This is a genomic window from Streptosporangium sp. CA-115845, assembly GCF_050943795.1.
GTDB lineage: Bacteria > Actinomycetota > Actinomycetes > Streptosporangiales > Streptosporangiaceae > Streptosporangium.
In genome coordinates this window covers 2,501,902-2,521,451 of the sequence record NZ_CP191988.1, presented here as the reverse complement: position 1 = coordinate 2,521,451, position 19,550 = coordinate 2,501,902, and the positions used below count along the sequence as shown (strand labels likewise).

17 protein-coding genes and 1 tRNA gene are annotated in these 19,550 nt (G+C 69.4%); 2 read left to right on the top strand and 16 right to left on the bottom strand.

What is annotated here, in order from left to right; translation table 11 throughout:
* Positions 1 to 54: 54 nt before the first annotated feature.
* The 9 genes from ACQP0P_RS13685 to ACQP0P_RS13645 all read right to left on the bottom strand — a co-directional run bounded on the left by ACQP0P_RS13685 (position 55) and on the right by ACQP0P_RS13645 (position 7,608).
* Positions 55 to 213 (bottom strand): hypothetical protein, encoded by a 159-nt coding sequence (locus ACQP0P_RS13685; RefSeq protein ID WP_433375770.1) that lies wholly within the window; start codon positions 211 to 213, stop codon positions 55 to 57.
* A 495-nt stretch (positions 214 to 708) separates the two neighbouring features.
* Positions 709 to 828, bottom strand: a complete 120-nt coding sequence (locus ACQP0P_RS13680) for a hypothetical protein (protein WP_433381860.1) — start codon at positions 826 to 828, stop codon at positions 709 to 711.
* Positions 829 to 1,079: 251 nt separating this feature from the next.
* The gene (locus ACQP0P_RS13675) at positions 1,080 to 1,895 is read right to left on the bottom strand and encodes an enoyl-CoA hydratase-related protein (RefSeq protein WP_433375767.1); all 816 of its coding nucleotides are present in this window, start codon (positions 1,893 to 1,895) and stop codon (positions 1,080 to 1,082) included.
* A gap of 36 nt (positions 1,896 to 1,931) precedes the next feature.
* Complete coding sequence (locus tag ACQP0P_RS13670) at positions 1,932 to 2,699, bottom strand: ABC transporter ATP-binding protein (RefSeq protein ID WP_433375764.1); 768 nt, start codon at positions 2,697 to 2,699, stop codon at positions 1,932 to 1,934.
* The gene (locus ACQP0P_RS13665; protein WP_433375761.1) at positions 2,696 to 3,643 is read right to left on the bottom strand and encodes an ABC transporter permease; all 948 of its coding nucleotides are present in this window, start codon (positions 3,641 to 3,643) and stop codon (positions 2,696 to 2,698) included. Before ACQP0P_RS13665 ends, ACQP0P_RS13670 begins: the two co-directional genes overlap by 4 nt.
* Positions 3,644 to 3,659: 16 nt before the next feature.
* Positions 3,660 to 4,664, bottom strand: coding sequence for an ABC transporter substrate-binding protein (locus ACQP0P_RS13660; RefSeq protein WP_433375754.1), 1,005 nt, complete (start codon positions 4,662 to 4,664; stop codon positions 3,660 to 3,662).
* The gene (locus ACQP0P_RS13655) at positions 4,664 to 5,839 is read right to left on the bottom strand and encodes an agmatinase family protein (RefSeq protein WP_433375751.1); all 1,176 of its coding nucleotides are present in this window, start codon (positions 5,837 to 5,839) and stop codon (positions 4,664 to 4,666) included. The genes ACQP0P_RS13660 and ACQP0P_RS13655 overlap by 1 nt, the downstream gene beginning before the upstream one ends.
* 235 nt (positions 5,840 to 6,074) lie before the next feature.
* On the bottom strand, positions 6,075 to 7,199 hold the full coding sequence (locus ACQP0P_RS13650) for a nitric oxide synthase oxygenase (RefSeq protein ID WP_433375748.1): 1,125 nt from the start codon (positions 7,197 to 7,199) through the stop codon (positions 6,075 to 6,077).
* 333 nt (positions 7,200 to 7,532) lie between these two features.
* A tRNA-Asn gene (locus ACQP0P_RS13645) sits at positions 7,533 to 7,608 on the bottom strand.
* A gap of 173 nt (positions 7,609 to 7,781) precedes the next feature.
* Between ACQP0P_RS13645 and ACQP0P_RS13640 the strand changes: the two genes are divergently transcribed.
* Entirely contained in the window at positions 7,782 to 8,093 is a 312-nt protein-coding gene (locus tag ACQP0P_RS13640) for a YtxH domain-containing protein (protein ID WP_433375746.1), read from the top strand.
* Between the two features lie 107 nt (positions 8,094 to 8,200).
* On the opposite strand, the gene ACQP0P_RS13635 is transcribed toward ACQP0P_RS13640, so the two are convergent.
* From ACQP0P_RS13635 to dnaG, 4 genes are all read right to left on the bottom strand, one after another.
* Positions 8,201 to 8,662, bottom strand: coding sequence for a hypothetical protein (locus tag ACQP0P_RS13635; RefSeq protein WP_433375743.1), 462 nt, complete (start codon positions 8,660 to 8,662; stop codon positions 8,201 to 8,203).
* A 74-nt stretch (positions 8,663 to 8,736) separates the two neighbouring features.
* Positions 8,737 to 10,035 (bottom strand): MGH1-like glycoside hydrolase domain-containing protein, encoded by a 1,299-nt coding sequence (locus ACQP0P_RS13630; protein WP_433375741.1) that lies wholly within the window; start codon positions 10,033 to 10,035, stop codon positions 8,737 to 8,739.
* 122 nt (positions 10,036 to 10,157) lie between these two features.
* Positions 10,158 to 11,261: an RNA polymerase sigma factor RpoD gene (gene rpoD / locus ACQP0P_RS13625; protein WP_433375738.1), complete on the bottom strand. Its 1,104-nt coding sequence runs from the start codon at positions 11,259 to 11,261 to the stop codon at positions 10,158 to 10,160.
* A gap of 185 nt (positions 11,262 to 11,446) precedes the next feature.
* Positions 11,447 to 13,297: a DNA primase gene (dnaG, locus tag ACQP0P_RS13620; RefSeq protein WP_433375735.1), complete on the bottom strand. Its 1,851-nt coding sequence runs from the start codon at positions 13,295 to 13,297 to the stop codon at positions 11,447 to 11,449.
* A gap of 215 nt (positions 13,298 to 13,512) precedes the next feature.
* Between dnaG and ACQP0P_RS13615 the strand changes: the two genes are divergently transcribed.
* Complete coding sequence (locus ACQP0P_RS13615) at positions 13,513 to 14,349, top strand: M23 family metallopeptidase (RefSeq protein ID WP_433375733.1); 837 nt, start codon at positions 13,513 to 13,515, stop codon at positions 14,347 to 14,349.
* Positions 14,350 to 14,362: 13 nt separating this feature from the next.
* Here the strand turns inward: ACQP0P_RS13615 and ACQP0P_RS13610 are convergent, their stop codons facing one another.
* The 3 genes from ACQP0P_RS13610 to ACQP0P_RS13600 form a co-directional block, all read right to left on the bottom strand.
* Positions 14,363 to 15,595 (bottom strand): deoxyguanosinetriphosphate triphosphohydrolase, encoded by a 1,233-nt coding sequence (locus ACQP0P_RS13610; protein ID WP_433375730.1) that lies wholly within the window; start codon positions 15,593 to 15,595, stop codon positions 14,363 to 14,365.
* A gap of 211 nt (positions 15,596 to 15,806) precedes the next feature.
* The gene (gene ppdK, locus ACQP0P_RS13605) at positions 15,807 to 18,449 is read right to left on the bottom strand and encodes a pyruvate, phosphate dikinase (RefSeq protein WP_433375727.1); all 2,643 of its coding nucleotides are present in this window, start codon (positions 18,447 to 18,449) and stop codon (positions 15,807 to 15,809) included.
* A gap of 394 nt (positions 18,450 to 18,843) precedes the next feature.
* The gene (locus tag ACQP0P_RS13600; RefSeq protein ID WP_433375724.1) at positions 18,844 to 19,515 is read right to left on the bottom strand and encodes a response regulator transcription factor; all 672 of its coding nucleotides are present in this window, start codon (positions 19,513 to 19,515) and stop codon (positions 18,844 to 18,846) included.
* Between the last annotated feature and the right edge of the window lie 35 nt (positions 19,516 to 19,550).

Sequence of the window (19,550 nt, the reverse complement as noted above, 5' to 3'; positions counted from 1 at the left end):
GTTCCACGACATCAGGTGCGGGAGCCCTGTCTGGACTCCCGCACCCGCTGTTCATCAGACGATGTCGTCTATTACCGATCCGCCGTCGGCGCTGGTCCAGGAGTGAGGCTCCGCCGTCCGCTGGCCCCCACTGATGCCGAGGAGCCGGCTCTCGTCCAGTTCCGCCCCGGCGATGGCGATGTCAGCGAGCACGGTGCGCGAAACGTTACCCATCACGACCCTTCCCTTCGAAGAGCTTGAGTTGCCTTCGAGCACACTGTGCAACAACGGACTTGTGCCTTACTTGCATAAATCAGACGTAACTCATATCTCACGCACAAACCCTCCTGTCTGGGCATTTATCAAAACAAAGCGAATACCACTTGCACCTCACTTGGACCTTCTTGTGGTTTTCGCGAGGTTCCAGCGCAGACTTTCCACAGAACGGCAGAGCGAGGGGCCGATCGGACACCCATACCCGTGTGCGCTCCGTGAGCGTTAGGCCACTCGGACAGCGGATGTCATCGAACGCGTTGGAATCGTCGGCGCCCCCCTGCGGAGAGCCGGCAAAACCCTTACCGTCACGCCGCGCGACGAGCCCGCGATCCCCAGACCGGGGTCAGTTCTGCGGCATGGGAGCGTTCTGCGCACGCGTCAGCCGGGCGTAGTGCCCCTGAGCTCCCAGGAGTTCCTCGTGGCTGCCCGCCTCGATGACGCGCCCCCCGTCCATCACAAGGATGAGGTCGGCGTCCCGTGATGCGTCGGCGGGTGGCCACCAGCAAGCCGATTGTCCAGTTCGTCGGCGATCGCGCGGACGGTGGCGTGGTGCCCGTGCGCCGCGAGGACCATGGCGAGACAGGCGGCTCCGCATTCGGTCAAGGTGTGCTGAAGCTTGACGGGGACCTTCGTACGATTGAACGTCACGAATTCCTCAGTGTTCTCCGGGCCACTTGCATCTGGCTTGGAAGTCGACCGCTTGGAGAACCGGCGAGAGGCATGAGGTCGTTCATGTGCCCCACGTCGTACCGGATGGCGGGCACAGTCCAGGCGAGTGGATCGGGCGGGGCCCACGAGTGAAGCCCGGTCTGCGGAACCGAACCTTACGACAGGGGCGGGAAGTCCGTGGCTCGGCGTTCGACGAAACCGGCGACGCCCTCCGCGAAGTCGGGCCGGCCGAACGATTCGATCATCAGGCGGACCGCCTCGGCCTCCGACCGCTCCAGGGTCTCGGTCCAGTCCCCCCAGACCTGGCGTTTGATCACGGCCATCGAGGCCGGGGAGCTGTACGTCGCCAGCTCGTGGGCGTAGGCCAGGGTCTCCTCCAGCAGCCTGTCTCCCGGCACCGCCCGGTTGGCCAGACCCAGCTCGCAGGCCTCGGCACCGGTGAAGGTGCGGCCGGACAGCAGCAGGTCCATGGCCCTGGCCTGCCCGGCCAGGCGGGGCAGGATCCACGACAGGCCGTACTCGGCGACCAGGCCGCGCCGGGCGAAGGCGGTGGTCCACTTGGCCTCGGCGGCGGTGAAGACCAGGTCGCAGACCAGGGCGTGGACCATGCCGAGCCCGGCGCAGGCGCCGTTGACCGCGGCGATGATCGGCTTGCGGATCGTGGTCGGGAAGGTGGTGGGACGCCGGTCGGGCTCCCCCGCGTACGAGCCGTCCTGGATGGCGGTGAGCATCTGGAAGTCCGCCCCGGCGCAGAAGCCCCTTCCCGCCCCGGTGACCACGATCACCCGGACCTCGGGGTTCTTCTCCGCCTCGGCCAGCTGGTCGAAGTAGCGGCGGCCCATCTCGTCGGTCCAGGCATTGAGCCGGTCCGGCCGGTTGAACGTCAGCGTCAGCACGCCCCGCTCGATCGACGGCAGCACCAGGTCGAGCATCGCCTCTCCCTCCCGGAAGCCCTCGGGGCGCTCCCGCACAAGAGCTCCCCGCCCGGAGAGCTACAGAATATCGTTCTACACCTTTTCCCTCCCCGGTGTCAGCAGGTGCGAGCGGACCAGGTCCTCGACGCCTGCGCGCAGGCCCAGGAAGAGGGAGGTCCGCTTGACGGCGAGGGCCCGGTAGGCGGGCAGGTCGATCGGGACCTCGGCGGCGACCCTGCCGGGTCCGCAGGCGAAGACGAGGACCCGCTGGGCGAGCAGGACCGCCTCCTCCACGTCGTGGGTGACCATCAGCACGGTCGTGCCCGTGTCGCGCCACACCTCGCGCAGGAAGAGCTGCATGTCCTCCTTGGTCTGCACGTCCAGCGCCCCGAACGGCTCGTCGAGCAGGAGCACGGCCGGCTCGCACGCCAGCGCCCTGGCGATCGCCACCCGCTGGCGCTGCCCGCCGGACAACTGCCGGGGCAGCGCGCCCGCCAGGGACGACAGCCCGACCTCGCCGAGATACCAGCGGACCCGCCGTTCCCGGTCGGCCCCGGAGATCGGCAGCAGCCGCAGTCCGAAGGCCACGTTCTCCGCGACGGTGAGGAAGGGGAACAGCGCTCCCGACTGGAAGACCAGCCCGCGCTCGGGACCGGGGCCGACGACGGGTGCCCCGCCGAGTGTGATGGAGCCCGCGCTGGCCGGGGAGAGCCCGGCGATCAGCGACAGCAGCGTTGACTTGCCCGAGCCGCTCGCCCCGACCACGCACACGAACTCGCCCGGCTCCATCGACAGGTCGATGCCGTCCAGGACGCGGGTGGTCCCGTAGTCCTTGGCCACACCGCGCAGCACGAGGGTCATGCCGTCCACCTTCCGAGACGGTCGCGCAGCACGCGCAGCACGACGTCGATCAGCAGGCCGACCGCCCCGATCACGATGAGCACCGCGAAGATCTTGTCGGTCTGCAGGAACCGCTGGGCCCGGACGATCCGGTAGCCGAGCCCGGACTCGGCGGCGATCAGCTCGGCCACCACCACGAAGTTCCACGCGGCGGCGGCGTTGATCCGCGCCGCGTCCACCACCGCCGGCAGCGCGTACGGCCAGATCACCTTCCGGAGGATCTCGCCGCGCCGGGCGCCCAGGGTGGCGGCCGCCTGGCCGAGCTCACCCGGCACCCGCCGTACGGCGTCGGCGACCATCAGCGTGTTGAAGAACACCACGCCCAGCAGCAGAATCGCGATCTTGGACGGCTCGCCGAGACCCAGCCAGATGATCAGCAGCGGGATGAACGCGGCGGCCGGCATGTAGCGGAGCAGGCCGACCGCCGGTTCCAGCAGGGCCAGCGCCACGGCCGAGGTGCCCATCGCGACGCCCACCGGCACCGAGATCGCCACCGCCAGCCCGAACCCGGCCCCGACCCGGCCGAGGCTGGCGAGGGTGTCGTCGAGCAGCAGGCCGGTGCCCAGCATCTCCGCGAACGCCTCTCCGACGGCCAGCGGGGACGGCAGGAAGGTCGGATCGACCAGCTCCGCCATGCCGACGACGGTCCAGAGGGCGAGCGGGATCAGCACCGAGGCCGCCCGCAGACCCCAGCGGGCACGGGCGGACATCCCGGAGCTCCGCTTCCAGGCCGGACCCGGCCGGCCCGCGCGCCGGGGCAGCGGCTCCCAGGCCCGCCGCCCCGCCTCGGGGGGCGCGACGGGCTCCGCGGTCCTCGCGCTCATGACTGCCGCGACCTTCCTGGTGGCGAGCAGGGCGAGCTGAACCCGCCCCGGCCGCAACCGGTCGCCCGGCATGCTCTCCATATCGGCACTCCCGCACTCACGGCTTGAGGCTCCTGACGAACCTCGGCTCGAAGAGACCGTCCAGTGACGGCTCGGTGTCGGCCAGGCCCGACGCGACGAGGAACTTCGCGATCAGGGCGGCCTGGTGGTCGAGGTGGTCGCCGGTGTCGCCGGGCTCGAAGGCGGCCAGGTTGTCGTCCAGGGAGAAGATCGTGGTTCCCGCGTCGTAGCTCGCGTAGTCGGCCTCGCTCACCCCCGCCCGCCTGGCCATGATCGCGGTGGCGTCCGCCCTGTTGGCCGCGATCCACTCCAGAGTCTCGAACCAGGTCTTCACCAGCGCCTGAACCTCCTGCGGCCGCTCGGCGACCAGCGAGGTGGCCACCGCCAGGTGGTCGGGGATCGCGCCGGGGAAGTCCCTGGAGGTGGCGACGGCCGTGGAACCCGGCAGCCCCAGGGCGGTGGTGGTGAAGGGCGCGAACACGCCGACCGCGTCCACCTGGCCCGCCTTGAAGGCCGCCGCGGCGGCGTCCGTCGGCAGCGGCTTGAAGGTGACGTCCTTCTCGGTCAGTCCCACCTTCCGCAGCGCGAGCAGCAGCAGGTAGTGGTCGACGGTGCCCTGCTCGGCCGCGACGGTTCTGCCCTTCAGGTCGGCCATCGTGGCGATGCCGGACCTGGCGATGATCTGGTCGTTGCCGGTGGAGTTGTCGTTGACCAGCACGATCGTCTGCTTCGCCCCGCCGGACACCGAGGCGAGGGTGTCGTTGAGCGTCTGGCTGTTGGCGTCGACGTTGCCGGTGGCCAGCGCGGTCAGGCTGTCGGTGTAGCTGTCGAAGTACTTCAGCTCGACCTCGATGCCGTTCTTGGCGAACAGCCCCCTCTCCTGGGCGACCTGCCAGGGGAACCAGCCGGGCCAGGCGGAGAAGCCCAGGGTGAGAACCTTCTTCCCGCCGGACGCGGCCGGCTCGGCGGCCCCACCCGGGGTGGACGCGCACGCCGCGCAGGCGGCGAGCAGGCAGAGCGAGACGAGCAGGCGGCGGAGCATCACGCGGCTCCCTTCCTCTTGGGCAGATGCCCGGAACGGACCAGGCAGCCGAGGGTGTCGCAGATGACGCGGGCGGCGATCAGCGAGGTGATCTCCGCGTTGTCGTAGGGTGGCGAGCACTCCACGACCTCGATCCCGGCCAGCGGCGCCGCGTCGGCGATGATCTGGATGAACTTCAGGACCTCGCGTGGCAGGAAGCCACCGGGTTCCGGCCAGCCGGTGCCGGGGACGAACGCGGCGTCCAGGCAGTCGACGTCGAAGGAGAGCCACACGGCCTCGGCGTCCTTCCAGGCGACCTCCAGCGCGCGCTCGGCCGCCGCCTCGATGCCCATCTCCACGCAGTCGGTGACCGTCATGATCGTGGTGCCGCGCTCACGACCGACCTTTACCCCAGGTCGGGGCGCCTGCCACCCGCCGATGCCGATCTGCACCAGGTTCTGCGGCGGCACGTTGGGAATGTCGGTGGCGTGGAACCACGGCGTGGTGTGCATACGCTCGTCGAGGTCGGTCTCCTGGGTGTCCACGTGCCGGTCGAAGTGGATGATCCCGAGGTTGCCCGACAGGTGTTCGGCCACGCCGCGCACGGTCGGGTAACCGATGGAGTGGTCGCCTCCCAGCACGACCGGGAACGCCCCGCTGGAGTAGACGTGCGAGACGGCCTTGGAGATCTGGTCGAAGGTCTTCTCGATGTTGCCGGGGATGGTGAACACGTCCCCGAGGTCGGCCATCGTGATCGACTCGCGCAGATCCACCCCCAGCTCGAAGCTGTAGGGGCCGTACAGGGCGGAGATCTTCCTGATGCCCTGCGGGCCGAAGCGGGTGCCCGAGCGGTAGGTCGTGCCGCCGTCGAACGGCGCGCCCAGGATCGCCACGTCGTACGCGCCACAACGCCGCACGTCCTCGACGTACGGAGCCTTGAGGAAGGTGTTGATCCCGGCGAAGTGCGGCAGCTCTCCGCGGGAGAAGGTCGGGATGCGCCGGTCGACGATGGAGTCGGCGCCCTGCAGGCCCACCTCCAGGGCCCAGGCGACCTCGCGCTCCCAGTTGGCGGTGGGCAGCTCGGCCTCGCGGTCGACGGCGAAACGGGCCTCGGGACCGTACCGGTCGGGGCCCGAGGTGGCCGCGCCGGAGGGGCCCTGGCGGGCGGGGTCGGAAGCGGACGGGTGCCAGTGCATGGAGCTCCGATCAGCTCGGACCCCGGCTGGAGGACAGCCGGGATCGGCCGGCCTCCCGGGCTTTTGTCCCGCCGTGGAACGGCCACGCGGCCGCCTGCACCTCTCGGACCAGTCCCGCGCCGTCGCCGTACGGCCTCACGGTCGTGACGCCCGGCGTCGGCGGCGGCGGAACCCTAGATGCGCCCCACCACTCGGTGGGTCACTGCAAGTGCAGCGCCGGTACGTTTCCCCTGAATTAACCTCCCGTTGCAGTCCGGTGACCGAGCGCGCGCTCCAGGGAGTCGGCGTGGTGGACGAAGTTCGGCGACAGCCGCCTGTCCTCGTAGTAGCGGTGGAAGACCGGCGTGGCCGAGGCCGACATGGGCGGCACGATCCAGGTCCAGTCCGCGGGGCAGACCCGTCCTGCCCGCTCCTCGCGCTCCAGATGGATCAGGAAGTGCCTGGCCTCGGTGTGGTGGTCCGTCATCGTCACCCCCGCCCGCTCGAAGGAGTGCAGGACCGCCAGGTTCAGCTCCACCAGCGCCTGGTCCCGCCAGAGCGAGCGGTCGGTGCCGGTGTTCAGGCCCAGACGCCGGGCGATCAGCGGCATCAGGTCGTAGCGGTCGGCGTCGGCCAGGTTGCGGGCGCCGATCTCGGTGCCCATGTACCAGCCGTTGAACGGCGCCGCCCGGTAGCAGACGCCGCCGATCTCCAGGCACATGTTCGAGATGACCGGTACCGCGTGCCAGCGCAGCCCCAGCTGCTCGAACCACGGGTGGTGGGGATGCGAGAGCGCGACCTCCAGCACGGCGTCGCCGGGAATCGTGGACAGCAGCGGCGGCCCGTTCCCGACCGAGATCGCCAGCGGGAGGACGTCGAAAGGGCTTCCGGGGCCGCCGGGCCAGCCCAGCTCGCGCAGCATCGCGGTGAAGCCGACGTAGCGGGGGTCCCCGACGACCGAACCGTCCGCCATCGCGTACCCGGCGTACCGGATGAGCTGCTCGTTCCAGATCCGCGGTCCCGGCGCCCCCGGCCGGTCCTGGGGGAACACGGTGATCGTCGGGCGGATCCGGCGGGCGGGCGCCGCGTCCCGCAGGTGGTTCACGCACTCGACGGCGACGCCCTCGGCCGTGCTGACATGCCGCCGGTCGCGCACCCGCAGCGAGCGCCAGTACAGCCGCCCGATGCATCTGCCGCTGTTGCGCCAGGCCACCCTGGCGCCAAAGACCAGCTCACCGCTGGTGTGCGTGTACGTTCCCGTGTCGACGATCTCCTGCCGGACCTCGCGCAGGCGCTCCCGCAGGACCCCCGCACCGGGATTCTCCGCGTGAAACAGCCGCAGGTAGTCCTCGGCCGCCGCCATCACGTCGGCTGGAGGCACTTCGGGGACCTTGGGAACCTCGTGGAACGGATCCGGCGCACGCCGCCGGGACCTTCGCCAGGTCAGCACAGAAAAACCACCCATTGTGGCTCACGAGCACGACTGCCGTTCCGGGCGGCGTGGTGCCCTGAACGCGGCGGCCCTTCCCCGCTGCGATCACTGTTGGTCCGCGGCGACCGCGCACCGGCTCGCTCGCGGCGACACCGGGCATGGCCTCACTCATTTTCTGTGATTCACCGTGGTTTGTCCGCTGAATCGGGGCACGAGCAGGCCACCAAACCAGGGCATGAGACGCCAAAAGCCCCGGAAGCCGGGCTTCCGGGGCTCTGACACTGGCTCCCGCGATAGGACTCGAACCTATAACCTGCCGGTTAACAGCCGGCTGCTCTGCCGATTGAGCTACACGGGATTGCGCTTTGCGCTGGTCGGACCGGGTGTCCCCCGTTCCTTGCGGCGCAGGAATAGATTAGCGCACTCCATGGGTGTGTGTCGCATCGATAGTCCGGGGTAGGTGCGAGACGAACGGCCATCCGCGGGTGATCACAGGACAGGGACCGGCGGAACATGCTTGTGGAGGTGGACATGCGTTATCGGTTGATGTTCGGGATGGGCTTCGCGGCCGGCTACATCCTGGGGAGCCGCGCCGGTCGGGAGCGTTACGAGCAGATCAAGAGGATGGCCCAGCGGGTCTTCGACAACCCCACCGTGCAGGAGGCGGCCGGCCTGATGGGCGCCAAGGTCTCCAAGGCCACCGGCGTGGCGAGGACCAAGGTGAGCGACGCGGCCAGAAACCGGCTGCCCTTCCTGCAGTCGGCGAACGGCTGGCACGGCGACGAGCACGACGACACGGGCACCGGCTGGCCGGAGAACCAGCGGACCGACACGCCCCACTGATCTTGCCGGTGCCGCCCTGTCGGCGCCCGCGGGCCCCGTGGACGGCCCGCAGGCGCGAAAGGCCCCTCCAGGGGCCTTTCGCGTGTCCGGGCACCCTCAACCCCGGCTCAGACGCCGAAGCTCCTGCGGGTCTCCTCAAGCGCCTGCTCCGCGAGAGCACGCAGCCCGGCGTCGTCCGGGTCAAGACCCGCGTCGAAGACGAACTCCCAGACCAACCGGTCGGCGTCGGCCCTCCTCGCCACCAGCCGCACTCCCCCGCGCGCGTCCAGCGGGACGTAGTGGTTGACCACGATCGAGGCGGTCACCCGCTCCCGCACGGCCTCGGGGATCCGGCCGGGCTCGGGCAGCAGCGCCCGGTACGACCGCCCGTCGGTGGTGACGACGGTCAGTCCCTCCTCGTCCCAGGCGCCGCGGTCCACCTGGAACCAGGGCAGGCGCTCGCCGCCCAGGTAAAGTGCCCTGTCCGCGGCGATCACGTAACCGCCCGGGCCCTCGGCATAGGTGAGCACCCGGTCACCGGGATCGACGGTCCCGCGGATCTCGGCGGGCAGGCGACGGAAGAGCTTCATCTGAATCCTCACAGCGTGCGGAGGCGCGGCGCGGCCCCGCATGGTTCGGTGTCGTGTCCGGCGATGGCCGTACCTCAACACTCCACGGTATCCGCGAGCAGGTCGAGGGTGAGCGCGGCCGACCAGGAGAAGTCCCGGCTGCCTCGTCCGCTGCCGTCGAAGGGGTCGAAGCACTCGCGGAAACCCGCCTGCCGTACGAGGCGCAGGGTCTGCGAGCCCAGCACCCGCACCAGCCCCACCAGGCCGTGCGCCGCCGCCGCCCGCCGCAGCAGCCAGTTGGTGTTCACCCAGGACGGCCCGCGCCAGTAGCAGGACCGGTCGAACTGCGGAGCGCGGATCTCACAGCTCGGCACCGGGTACCCCGCGGCTCCCATGAAGCTCGCCGACTCCAACGTCCCCACCAGCTCCGCGATCCTGTCGGCCGGCAGTCCCGCGTCGAGCATCGGCCCGAAGGAGCCGACCGTGCGGATGGAACTGAGCCGCCCCGCGCGCAGGTCACGGGCGCGGAAGACGCCGTCGGCCCAGAGCCGGTCCAGCAGCGCGGCACGGATCCGCTCCACCGCCTCCCGGTGCGGGCCCGCGTCCGCTCCGGCCACCGGCGCCAGCTCGACGAGTGCCTGGCAGGAGGCGAGCCAGATCCCGTTGAACATCGGGTCCTCGACCGCGAACGGGTGCTCGTCTCTCAGGTACGCCGGGTCGTAGCCGGAGTCCCGGTAGCCCAGGACCAGCGCCATGTAGCGGTCGTGGTGGCTGTCGGGATGCCGCTGGGAGGGCTCCTCGCGCCGGTAGGGGTGACGGACCGGGGGCAGCGCCTCCAGCGGGGCGTCCCAGACGGGGCTGTCGTCCATCCCCGACTCCCATGGATGCACGATCGCGGCCAGCCCTCCCCCGCCCAGGTCCCTGGACGTGGCGAGGTAGTCGTGCTGGGCGACCAGCATCGGGTAGATCCGCCGGACGAGGGCCACGGCCGTGTCGCGATCGGCCGCGTGCCGCCACACCCACCACAGGGCCAGCGCCTGCAGCGGCGGCTGGGTCAGCCCGGAGGTACACAGGCCGTGGGGAGCGGCCCGGTGCTCCGTCGAGCGCCAGATGGCCGGGCCGGGGAAGTAGACCTCCTCGGGGGCGGGCTGGAAGACGATGTGCGGCACCATCCCGGTGTGCCACTGCCCCGCCAGCAGGCTGAGCAGTTCGGTCCCGGCCCTGCGGGTGTCCCAGCGGGCCAGACCGATCGCGATGAAGGTGGAGTCCCAGTTCCACTGGTGCGGATAGAGGCCCGGCGCGGGCACGGTCGCGGCACCCGTCGAGTTCGCGTCGAGCACGGACCACGCCTCGCGCCCGAGCGCGGCATCGTCGACCGCCGCTCGCGACTCCATTCGCCCAGTCTGCGCCTGTATCGGCCGGGAGAACAGCCCGCCTTTCCGGACGCGGGGAAAAGGCCCCCGTACGGCGCGGGCCCCGGGAACCTCGGTTCCCGGGGCCCGCGCCGTACGGCTCCTCAGTCGAGGTAGTCGCGGAGCATCTGCGCCCTCGTCGGGTGGCGTAGCTTGGCGAGGGTCTTCGACTCGATCTGACGGATGCGCTCGCGCGTCACGCCGAACTCCCGGCCGACCTCCTCCAGCGTCCGGGGATGGCCGTCCGCGAGCCCGAAGCGCAGCTGGATGATGCGCTGTTCCCGATCTGAGAGCGTCGCGAGGATGTCGTCGAGCTGGTCCTGCAACATGATGAAGGCCGCAGCCTCCATCGGGACCACCGCGTCCGCGTCCTCGATGAAGTCACCGAGGTCGGAGTCCTCCTCACCGATCGGCGACTGGAGCGAGACCGGCTCCTGGGCGATCCGCTGGATCTCGATCACCCTGTCGATCGGCAGGTCCATCTCCATGGCGATCTCCTCGGGCGCGGGCTCGCGGCCGAGATCCTGGTGGAGCTGGCGCTGGACACGCACCAGCTTGTTGATCGTCTCGACCATGTGCACCGGAATCCGAATGGTGCGCGCCTGGTCCGCGATGGCCCTGGTGATCGCCTGGCGAATCCACCAGGTGGCATATGTGGAGAACTTGTAGCCCTTGGTGTAGTCGAATTTCTCGACCGCCCGGATGAGCCCGAGGTTGCCCTCCTGGATGAGATCCAGGAACAGCATGCCGCGCCCCACATATCTTTTGGCGATTGACACGACCAGTCGCAGATTGGCCTCGATCAGCCGCTGCTTGGCCCGTGTGCCCTGCCAGGCGAGCTCCTTGAACTCCGGGAAGACCAGGCGTGAGACGACGCTGGTCAGCTTGTCCTCGGCGAACAGGCCCGCCTCGATGGACTTGGCGAGTTCCACCTCCTCCTCGGCCGTGAGCAGGGGCACCCGACCGATCTCCCGCAGGTAGATCCGGACGAGATCGCTGGTAGGAGCCCTTTTCCCGATATCCTCCTCATCGGACCGGGCGGGTTCCTCATCGCTCTGAGGCTCGAGGACCTCCACTCCGTGCTCGGCGAGCATGCGGACGACGCGTTCAAGCGCGTCGGACGGCAGCTCGGACTTGTCGAGAGCGGCGGCCACGTCATCGACCGTGACGCTTCCGCGCTCCCTTCCCTTCGTGACGAGGTCGGCCACCTGGTCTACCGATGGCGGCCCACTTGGCAGCACCGATGCACCCACGGAAGACAGTCTGCTGTATTGGGTCCCCTAAATGGCAGACCTATTTTTGTCACCGAAGGTAAGGCCGCGATCATTATCGAATTGAGACCTTATTCGGGTTTGGTGGAATCGCCTCGCGGATATTAAAGCCAATTACGCGATCAGCTCGCGGCGGCGCGTTCCCGCAGCACGCGCCGCTGCTGCTCAAGCGCGACCAGTTCCGCGTACAGCCGCTTGTACTCCTCTGGCTCCTCGACGGGATTGGTCCGCTCCATGCGTGATTTGAGCTGATCGAGCACGCGGGTGACGGCGATCAGTTCGAGTGCCACCAGCAGCCCCGCCGCGTACCGCTCCTCGCTCGTCAGGTCGGCGCGGATCTCCTCGACCGCGAAACGGGTCAGGAGCCCTCTCAGGGAGTCGCTCACGCCGTTCAGCAACCGGTCCACCCACTCTCGCCCACCGGCTCCGGCCGCCGCCGTGCCGCCCGCGTCGGCGATGAGCTTGTAGAGGGCGAGATGCTCGGGCAGGGTGAACGCCTCCCCGCCCATCACGTCGAACTCCGGGCCGAGCAGCGCGGGACGCTGCACCGCCAGTTTGAGAACCTCGGCCTCGGTCCTGACGGTGGGATCGGTCAGGTCCGCGACCTTCCTCGGCCTGGCCTTCTGACGGGGGCCCGGCTGTGCCCGCAGGGACACCTCCATGATCCGGTCCAGCACGAAGCTCTCGTCGTTGAAACCGAGCCAGCGGTCCAGGCTCACCGCGTACAGCTTGCGCAGCCCCTGATCCTTGATCCGGGCCACGATGGGTGCCGCGGCGTCGAGTCCGGCGAGCCGCCCCTCGTTGGTGCTCGCGTCGTAGCGGGAGATCACGCTGCGAATGGCGAAGGCGAACAGTGGCTCCCGGCCGGCGATCAGGTCGCGCACGGCCGCCTCGCCGTGCCTGATGCGCAGGTCACACGGGTCGAGCCCGTCCGCCTGCACCGCCACGAAGGTCTGGGTGGCGAACTTCTGCTCGTCGGCGAAGGCGCGCAGCGCCGCCTTCTGCCCGGCGGAGTCACCGTCGAAGGTGAAGACCACCTCGCCCTGGGAGCCCGTGTGGTCGAGCAGCAGCCGCCGGAGCACCTTGATGTGCTCCTCGCCGAACGCGGTGCCGCAGGTGGCCACCGCCGTCGGCACGCCCGACAGGTGGCAGGCCATCACATCGGTGTAGCCTTCGACGATCACGGCCTGAGAGCGCTTGGAGATCTCGCGTTTGGCCAGGTCGACACCGTAGAGAACCTCACTCTTCTTGTAGAGCGGGCTTTCCGGGGTGTTCAAGTACTTCGGCCCGTCTTCGGCGTCGTTCAACTTCCGCGCACCGAAACCAATGACATCGCCGGTTATATCGCGAATGGGCCAGACCAGCCGTCCCCGGAAGCGGTCGATCGGGCCGCGCCGCCCCTCCTTGGCCAGCCCTCCCTTGATCAGTTCCGCGCTGGTGAACCCTCTGGCCATCAGATGCCGCGAGAGCGCCTCCCACTCGGCCGGGGCGTACCCGACGCCGAAACGCTCGGCGTCGACCCGCTCGAACCCGCGCTCCGACAGGAACCTGCGCCCGATCGCGGCGTCGGGCGCGGACAGCTTCGAGGCGTAGAACTCGGCCGCCGCCCGATGGGCCTCGATCAGGCGGGTGCGCTCGCCCTGCTCGCGTCCCGGGACGTATCCGCCCTGCTCGTAGCGGAGCTGGATGCCCGCCCGGCCGGCCAGCCGCTCGACCGCCTCGCCGAACGACAGGTGCTCCAGACGCCGGACGAAGGTGATGACGTCACCGCCCTCGGCGCAGCCGAAGCAGTACCAGTAACCCCGGGTGGGGGTCACGTTGAACGACGGGCTCTTCTCCTCGTGGAAGGGGCAGAGCCCTTTCAGGTTGCCGCCGCCCGCGTTGCGGAGCTGGATGTGCTCGCCCACGATGTCGGCGATCGGTGAGCGCTCCCGTACGAGCGCGATGTCCTCGTCACTGATCCGGCCTGCCACGCCGCGAGTCTAGTCCGGCCCCCCGACAGGTCGGAGCAGCCGGCCCGGTCCGCCTCCGGACAGGTGGCGGCGGTGCCGCCGGGACGGGAGGAACGATGACTTTCCCGAAGCGGTCGTGACCAACCATGACGTCGGTTACAAAGGTAAAGGCGGATTCTCGATAATGTACGCGGGTGGAGATCATGCGATCGGGGCATATAGCACGATTGGCCGCTGTGACAGGTGCGGTGCTCGTCACCGGAGCCTGCGCGTCGCCGGGTGGGGTGGCGGGCATCGGCACGGCGGCTCCGAGCTTCGAGTCCGAGGCCGCCGCCGGGGCACCGGCCTCGGTCACCGCGACCATGCCCGAGGCGACGCCGACCCCCGCCCCGCAGACGGCGGTCGACCGTCCCAAGGCCGACCCCCCGGTGCGGGTTCCGCCGCCGAAGGTTTCCGAACACACCTATGCCTTCCCGGTGAAGGGCTGCTCGGTCAACTACCAGAGCAGGCTTCTGGTACTGCCCAAGACCACGATCTGGGCGGCCAAGGGCTGCTCCTTCGTCTCGCCGGTGAACGGCATGGTCGACGAGGTCAACGTCAAGAACCGCTGGAAGCCGTCCACCGATCGCGGCGCCGACCGTGAGGGGCGCTTCGTCACGGTCATCGGCGACGACGGCGTGCGCTACCTGGGCGGCCACCTGGACAAGGTGGCCCCGGAGGTCAGGCCGGGACTGCGCGTCAGCGCCGGCCAGGTCCTGGGCCAGATCGGCAACTCGGGCAATGCCCGCTCCACGGCCAGCAACCTCTATTTCGCGATCTCCTGGAAGGCCGATCCCTCGCTGTGGTGGGTCCGCCGGGGCATGGTCGAGCCGTGGGACTATCTGGACGCCTGGCTGAAGGGCAATCCCACGCTCTCTCCGGCCGACGAGATGCGGGCCGTGATGAACCGGACCGGGGCGGCTCCCAGGTGCGTCACCCTCTGCGCGTCGAAGCCGGTGCCGACGAAGAAGCCCACCAAGAAGCCGGAAGAGCCCGAGGAGCAGGAGCAGGTCACGCTGGGCGGCGGCGGCTGAGCGCGACAGCGGGTCAGTGACCCGCCAGGTGGCGGTGCCAGGCGACCGCGGAGGTATCGGTGAGCGAGGCGATCTGGTCGATGACCACGCGGAGCCGATCGGCGTTCCCCGCCGCCCTGGTGAAGGCGGGCCTGAAAGCCGGTTCCAGGGTGCCGGGGGCACCCAGCATGATCTGGTGGGCCAGGTCGTGGATCAGCTCGCGCTGCCTGGCCTGGTTGGCGTTGTGCGCGTCGCTGGCCATCACGTAGTGGGCGGTGACCCCCTTCAGCAGCGCGCACTCCAGCCGGGTGGCCCTGGGCACGATCAGGTCGGCGCTGTAGCGCCCGGCGGCCGGGCCGTACGCCTCGCGGGTGGCCACCTCGGCGGACCTGCAGAAGTGGCCGATGAGCGAGCTGGTGAGCCCCTTGATCGCGGCGAGGTCGGCGAGCGAGCGGTCGAAGTGACGGGGCCAGAGCGGCTGGGTGATCAGGCGCCCGAAGAGATCCTCCAGTTCGCCGGGCTCCGCGTCGGTGGCGTACCACTCGCGGGTGGTCGCGCAGACCTCGCGGCGCTCCGCCGGGTCGCGCATCGCCTCCAGCACCACGTTGCCCGAGTGGAGGGCGTCTTCCAGGTCGTGCACGGAGTAGGCGACGTCGTCGGCCCAGTCCATGATCTGGGCTTCGAAGCTGACCCGTCCCTCGGGTGCGCCCTCCCTGATCCACTCGAAGACCGGCAGGTCATCGTCGTAGACGCAGTACTTGGCACTTCTTTCCCTGGTCCACGGGTATTTGATCGCCGCGTCCAGAGCGGCGCGGGTGAGGTTGAGGCCGGCGCTACGGCCGTCCTCGGTGACCACCTTGGCCTCCAGCCGGGTCAGCAGGCGCAGGCTCTGCGCGTTGCCCTCGAAGCCGCCGCACCCGGCGGCGAGTTCGTTGAGCGCCGTCTCCCCGTTGTGGCCGAACGGCGGGTGGCCGAGGTCATGGGCCAGGCAGGCGGTCTCCACCAGGTCGGGGTTCCTGCCCAGCGCCTCCCCCATCTCCCGGCCGATCTGCGCGCACTCCAGGGAGTGGGTAAGGCGGGTGCGAGGGATGTGCTGGCCGCTGCCGAAGGTCTCTCCCGGGCCGACGACCTGGGTCTTGGCGGCGAGCCGCCGCAGCCCGGCGCTGTGCAGCACGCGTGCCCGATCACGCCCGAACGGATTTCTGCCGGGGTTGCCGGGAGGTTCCGGCACCCACCTGACCTGGTCGTGTTCGTCATAGCCATGCATAAGTGCAGTGATTTTATCCGCGAAAGGAGAGCACTATGCGGAACGGCGAGAAAACACCTGGTTACCGGGACCCGTGACCTTCGCCCCGGCTCGTGCCGGACCCCGAGGCCGCCCCGGTGAGGTGGGACGGCCGCGGGGCCCGACTTCGCGGGTGTCGCCTCCCGCGGTACCGGAGGCGACACACCCGCGAAGTCCGGATGGGATCCGAAGGTCAGCGAGTGTCGGATCCGGTGCGGGCCAGGGTGGCGCGAGCGGCCTCCAGCCGGGCGACCGGGACACGGAACGGCGAGCAGGACACGTAGTCCAGACCCACCTGGTGGCAGAAGTGGATCGAGTCAGGGTCTCCGCCGTGCTCGCCGCAGATGCCCAGCTTCAGGTCGGGCCGGACCTTGCGGCCCTCCTCCACGGCGAGGCCGACGAGCCTGCCGACGCCGTCACGGTCCAGGGTCTCGAACGGGGAGACACCGAAGACGCCAAGCTCGAAGTACTTGGAGAAGAACGCGGCCTCGACGTCGTCGCGAGAGAAACCCCAGGTCATCTGGGTCAGGTCGTTGGTACCGAAGGAGAAGAACTGGGCGGCCTCGGCGATCTGGCCGGCGGTCAGCGCCGCGCGCGGCACCTCGATCATCGTGCCGATCAGCGCCTCGACCCCGGCCTCGGCAAGGATCTTCCGCGCCTCGTCCTTGACGTGCTCCAACTCCTGGACCGCGGCCACGAGCGGAATCATGATCTCCGCGCGGCTGCCGGGCACGGCCTTGGCCGCCGCCGCGATCGCCCGGACCTGCATGGCGAACACGCCGGGGATGACCAGGCCGAGCCGGACACCGCGCAGGCCCAGCATCGGGTTCTGCTCGTGGAGCCGCTTGAGCGCGGCCAGCAGCTCGCGGTCCTTCTCCTCCGCCCCGTCGCCCGCGAGGGCGACCTTCACCGACAGTTCGGTGAAGTCGGGCAGGAACTCGTGAAGCGGCGGGTCGATCAGGCGGATCGTGACGGGCAGCCCCTCCATCGCCTGGAAGATCCCCGTGAAGTCCGCCCTCTGCAGCGGCTCCAGCGCGGCCAGTGCCCGCTCACGCTCCGCCTCGGAGGTGGCCAGCACCAGGTCCTCGACCAGGCTGCGACGCTCGCCGAGGAACATGTGCTCGGTACGGCAGAGCCCGATGCCCTGGGCACCGAACCTGCGCGCCCTGGCGGAGTCCTCGGCGTTGTCGGCGTTGGCGCGCACGGCCATCCGGCGTACCTCGTCGGCGTGGGACATGATCCGGTGCACGGCGCTGACGAGCTCGTCGTCCGCCTCGCCCACACCCTCGAAGTACTCCACGATCGGGGAGGGGACCACGGGCACCTCACCGAGGTAGACGGTCCCGCTGGTGCCGTCGATGGAGATGACGTCACCCTCGGAGACCACGACGCCGGAAGGCGTGGTGAACCTGCGGTCCTTGACCGAGACCTCCAGTTCCTCGGCCCCGCAGACGCAGGTCTTGCCCATGCCCCTGGCGACCACGGCGGCGTGCGAGGTCTTGCCGCCGCGGCTCGTCAGGACGCCCTGGGCGGCGATCATTCCGGCCAGGTCGTCGGGGTTGGTCTCCCTGCGGACCAGGATGACCGCCTCTCCCCGCGCGGCGAGCTCGACGGCCCGCTCGGTGGAGAAGACGGCCTTGCCGACGGCCGCGCCCGGCGAGGCGTTCATCCCCTTGGCGATCACCTCGCCGCCGGAGTCGGCGGCGAAACAGGGGAACATGAGCTGGGCGAGCTGGTGGCCGGTCACCCGGGTCACGGCCTCGTCGAGGTTGATCAGCCCCTGGTCGGCGAGCTGCACGGCGATGCGGAAGGCCGCGCCCGCGGTCCGCTTGCCCACCCTGGTCTGGAGCATCCAGAGCCTGCCGCGCTCGACGGTGAACTCGATGTCGCACAGATCCCGGTAGTGGTTCTCCAGCGTCTCCATGATCCGCATGAGCTCGTCGTAGACGGCCTTGTCGAGGCTCTCCAGCTCCTGCAGCGGCATGGTGTTGCGGATGCCCGCGACCACGTCCTCCCCCTGGGCGTTCTGCAGGTAGTCGCCGTAGACGCCCTGCTGTCCCGAGCCGGGGTCGCGGGTGAAGGCCACACCGGTTCCGGAGTCCATGCCGCAGTTGCCGAAGACCATCGAACAGACGCTGACCGCCGTGCCCAGATCGGCCGGGATGCGTTCCTGGCGGCGGTAGAGGACGGCTCGCGGGGCGTTCCACGACTTGAACACGGCCTCCACCGCCATGCTCATCTGCCGGTGGGGGTCCGCGGGGAAGTCCTCGCCGGTCTGGGCCCGGACGATGTCCTTGTAGGTCGCGACCAGGCGCCGGAAGTCGGCCGCCTCCAGCTCCAGGTCGTGGCGGCCGGCCTTGAGCTCCTCCAGTGCCTCGTCGAAGAGCTCACCGTCGATGCCCTGGACGGTCTTGCCGAACATCTGGATGAGGCGCCGGTAGGAGTCCCAGGCGAACCGCTCGTTGCCGCTCGCCTGCTTGGCCAGTCCGTGGACCGATTCGTCGTTCAGACCGATGTTGAGAACGGTCTCCATCATGCCGGGCATGGAGAACGCGGCCCCCGAGCGCACGCTCACCAGGAGTGGGTCGTCGGCCTGGCCCAGTCGGCGCCCCATCTTGGCCTCCAGCGCGGCCAGATGCGCGGAGACCTCCTCCCGCATTCCCTCGGGAATGACCCCGTCCCGCAGGAAGTTCTGGCAGGCCTCGGTGGTGATGGTGAAGCCGGGGGGAACCGGCAATCCGAGATTGGTCATCTCCGCGAGGTTTGCCCCCTTACCTCCGAGCAGACCTTTGAGATCTTTGTTGCCCTCGGTGAAGTCGTAAACGTACTTGGGCACGGTTGCTCCTTCTTCGACTTCAAAACCGGCGTCTGATTCCGCCTCCCTGCGGACTCTACCGACGAACAAGACGACGAAACGGCACCCATCAGACAACACTGCATTGTCCCAGCTCAGAGCAGGTGAACCGGTCTAATCCAATTCAAATCTGGACCAAATGCGCGAGGATATTGATCACTTCGGAAATTGGTTTACACCAATTGGTGTAAACCAATCTCTCCGGCTTCAACGCCGTTCACGGCGAGCTCGGCGACCGGCCGGACACCAACCACACCGCCGCATGACTCGGGTTTTTCTCACAGAACTGTGGTAGCGCGGAACCGCCTCAGGAGCCCTCTCACAGCTACACCGCCAGATAAATCGGGCTTTTCACACAGGGCCGCGGGGAACGGCCTCAGGAGCCCTCCCGCAGCCGGTACCCCCTACTGATCACGGTCTCGATCACGCCCTCGGCGCCGAGCTTGCGCCGCAGATTGCCCACCGTCACCCGCACGGTGTTGGTGAAGGGGTCGGCGTGCTCGCCCCAGACGTGCTCGAGCAGTTCCTCCGCCGAGACCACGTGCCCGCAGCGGGCCATCAGGTAGCGCAGCACGCCGAACTCCTTCGGGGTGAGCCCCAGCTCCCGTCCCCGCGCCCGGGCCTCGGCCCTGGGGATGTCCAGCCGCAGGTCCCCCACCTGCAAGATCACGGTGTCGTCACCCTGCTTCCGGTGCGGCAGCGCGCGCACCCTGGCCAGCAGTTCGGGAAAGGCGAACGGTTTGACCAGGTAGTCGTCGGGCCCCTCGTCCAGCCCGAGAAGCCGCTCGTCCAGCCGGTCCCGCGCGGTCACCATGATGATCCGCGCGGTCCGGCCGTTGGCGGTCCGCCGCAGCGCGCGGCACGACTCGAAGCCGTCACGGCCGGACAGGTCGAGGTCGAGCAGGACCACGTCGTACGGGTCGGCCTGCAGCCTCTCGGCGGCCTGCGCCGTGTCCCGGGCGACGCAGACCGCGTAACCAGCCCGGACGAACCCCACCCGCAGGGCTTCGACCAGGTCTTCCTCATCCTCGACAACGAGCAGTCGCATGGTACGAACCTAGATCGTGCACGGCCCGAAACCCG

Excerpts from the sequence above, each read along its gene's own strand:
- ACQP0P_RS13685 (WP_433375770.1), bottom strand. The coding sequence starts at position 213 with ATGGGTAACGTTTCGCGCACCGTGCTCGCTGACATCGCCATCGCCGGG.
- ACQP0P_RS13680 (WP_433381860.1), bottom strand. The coding sequence starts at position 828 with ATGGTCCTCGCGGCGCACGGGCACCACGCCACCGTCCGCGCGATCGCC.
- ACQP0P_RS13670 (WP_433375764.1), bottom strand. The coding sequence starts at position 2,699 with ATGACCCTCGTGCTGCGCGGTGTGGCCAAGGACTACGGGACCACCCGC.
- ACQP0P_RS13665 (WP_433375761.1), bottom strand. The coding sequence starts at position 3,643 with ATGGAGAGCATGCCGGGCGACCGGTTGCGGCCGGGGCGGGTTCAGCTC.
- ACQP0P_RS13660 (WP_433375754.1), bottom strand. The coding sequence starts at position 4,664 with ATGCTCCGCCGCCTGCTCGTCTCGCTCTGCCTGCTCGCCGCCTGCGCG.
- ACQP0P_RS13655 (WP_433375751.1), bottom strand. The coding sequence starts at position 5,839 with ATGCACTGGCACCCGTCCGCTTCCGACCCCGCCCGCCAGGGCCCCTCC.
- ACQP0P_RS13640 (WP_433375746.1), top strand. The coding sequence starts at position 7,782 with ATGCGTTATCGGTTGATGTTCGGGATGGGCTTCGCGGCCGGCTACATC.
- ACQP0P_RS13635 (WP_433375743.1), bottom strand. The coding sequence starts at position 8,662 with ATGAAGCTCTTCCGTCGCCTGCCCGCCGAGATCCGCGGGACCGTCGAT.
- ACQP0P_RS13630 (WP_433375741.1), bottom strand. The coding sequence starts at position 10,035 with ATGGAGTCGCGAGCGGCGGTCGACGATGCCGCGCTCGGGCGCGAGGCG.
- ACQP0P_RS13610 (WP_433375730.1), bottom strand. The coding sequence starts at position 15,595 with ATGCATGGCTATGACGAACACGACCAGGTCAGGTGGGTGCCGGAACCT.
- ACQP0P_RS13600 (WP_433375724.1), bottom strand. The coding sequence starts at position 19,515 with ATGCGACTGCTCGTTGTCGAGGATGAGGAAGACCTGGTCGAAGCCCTG.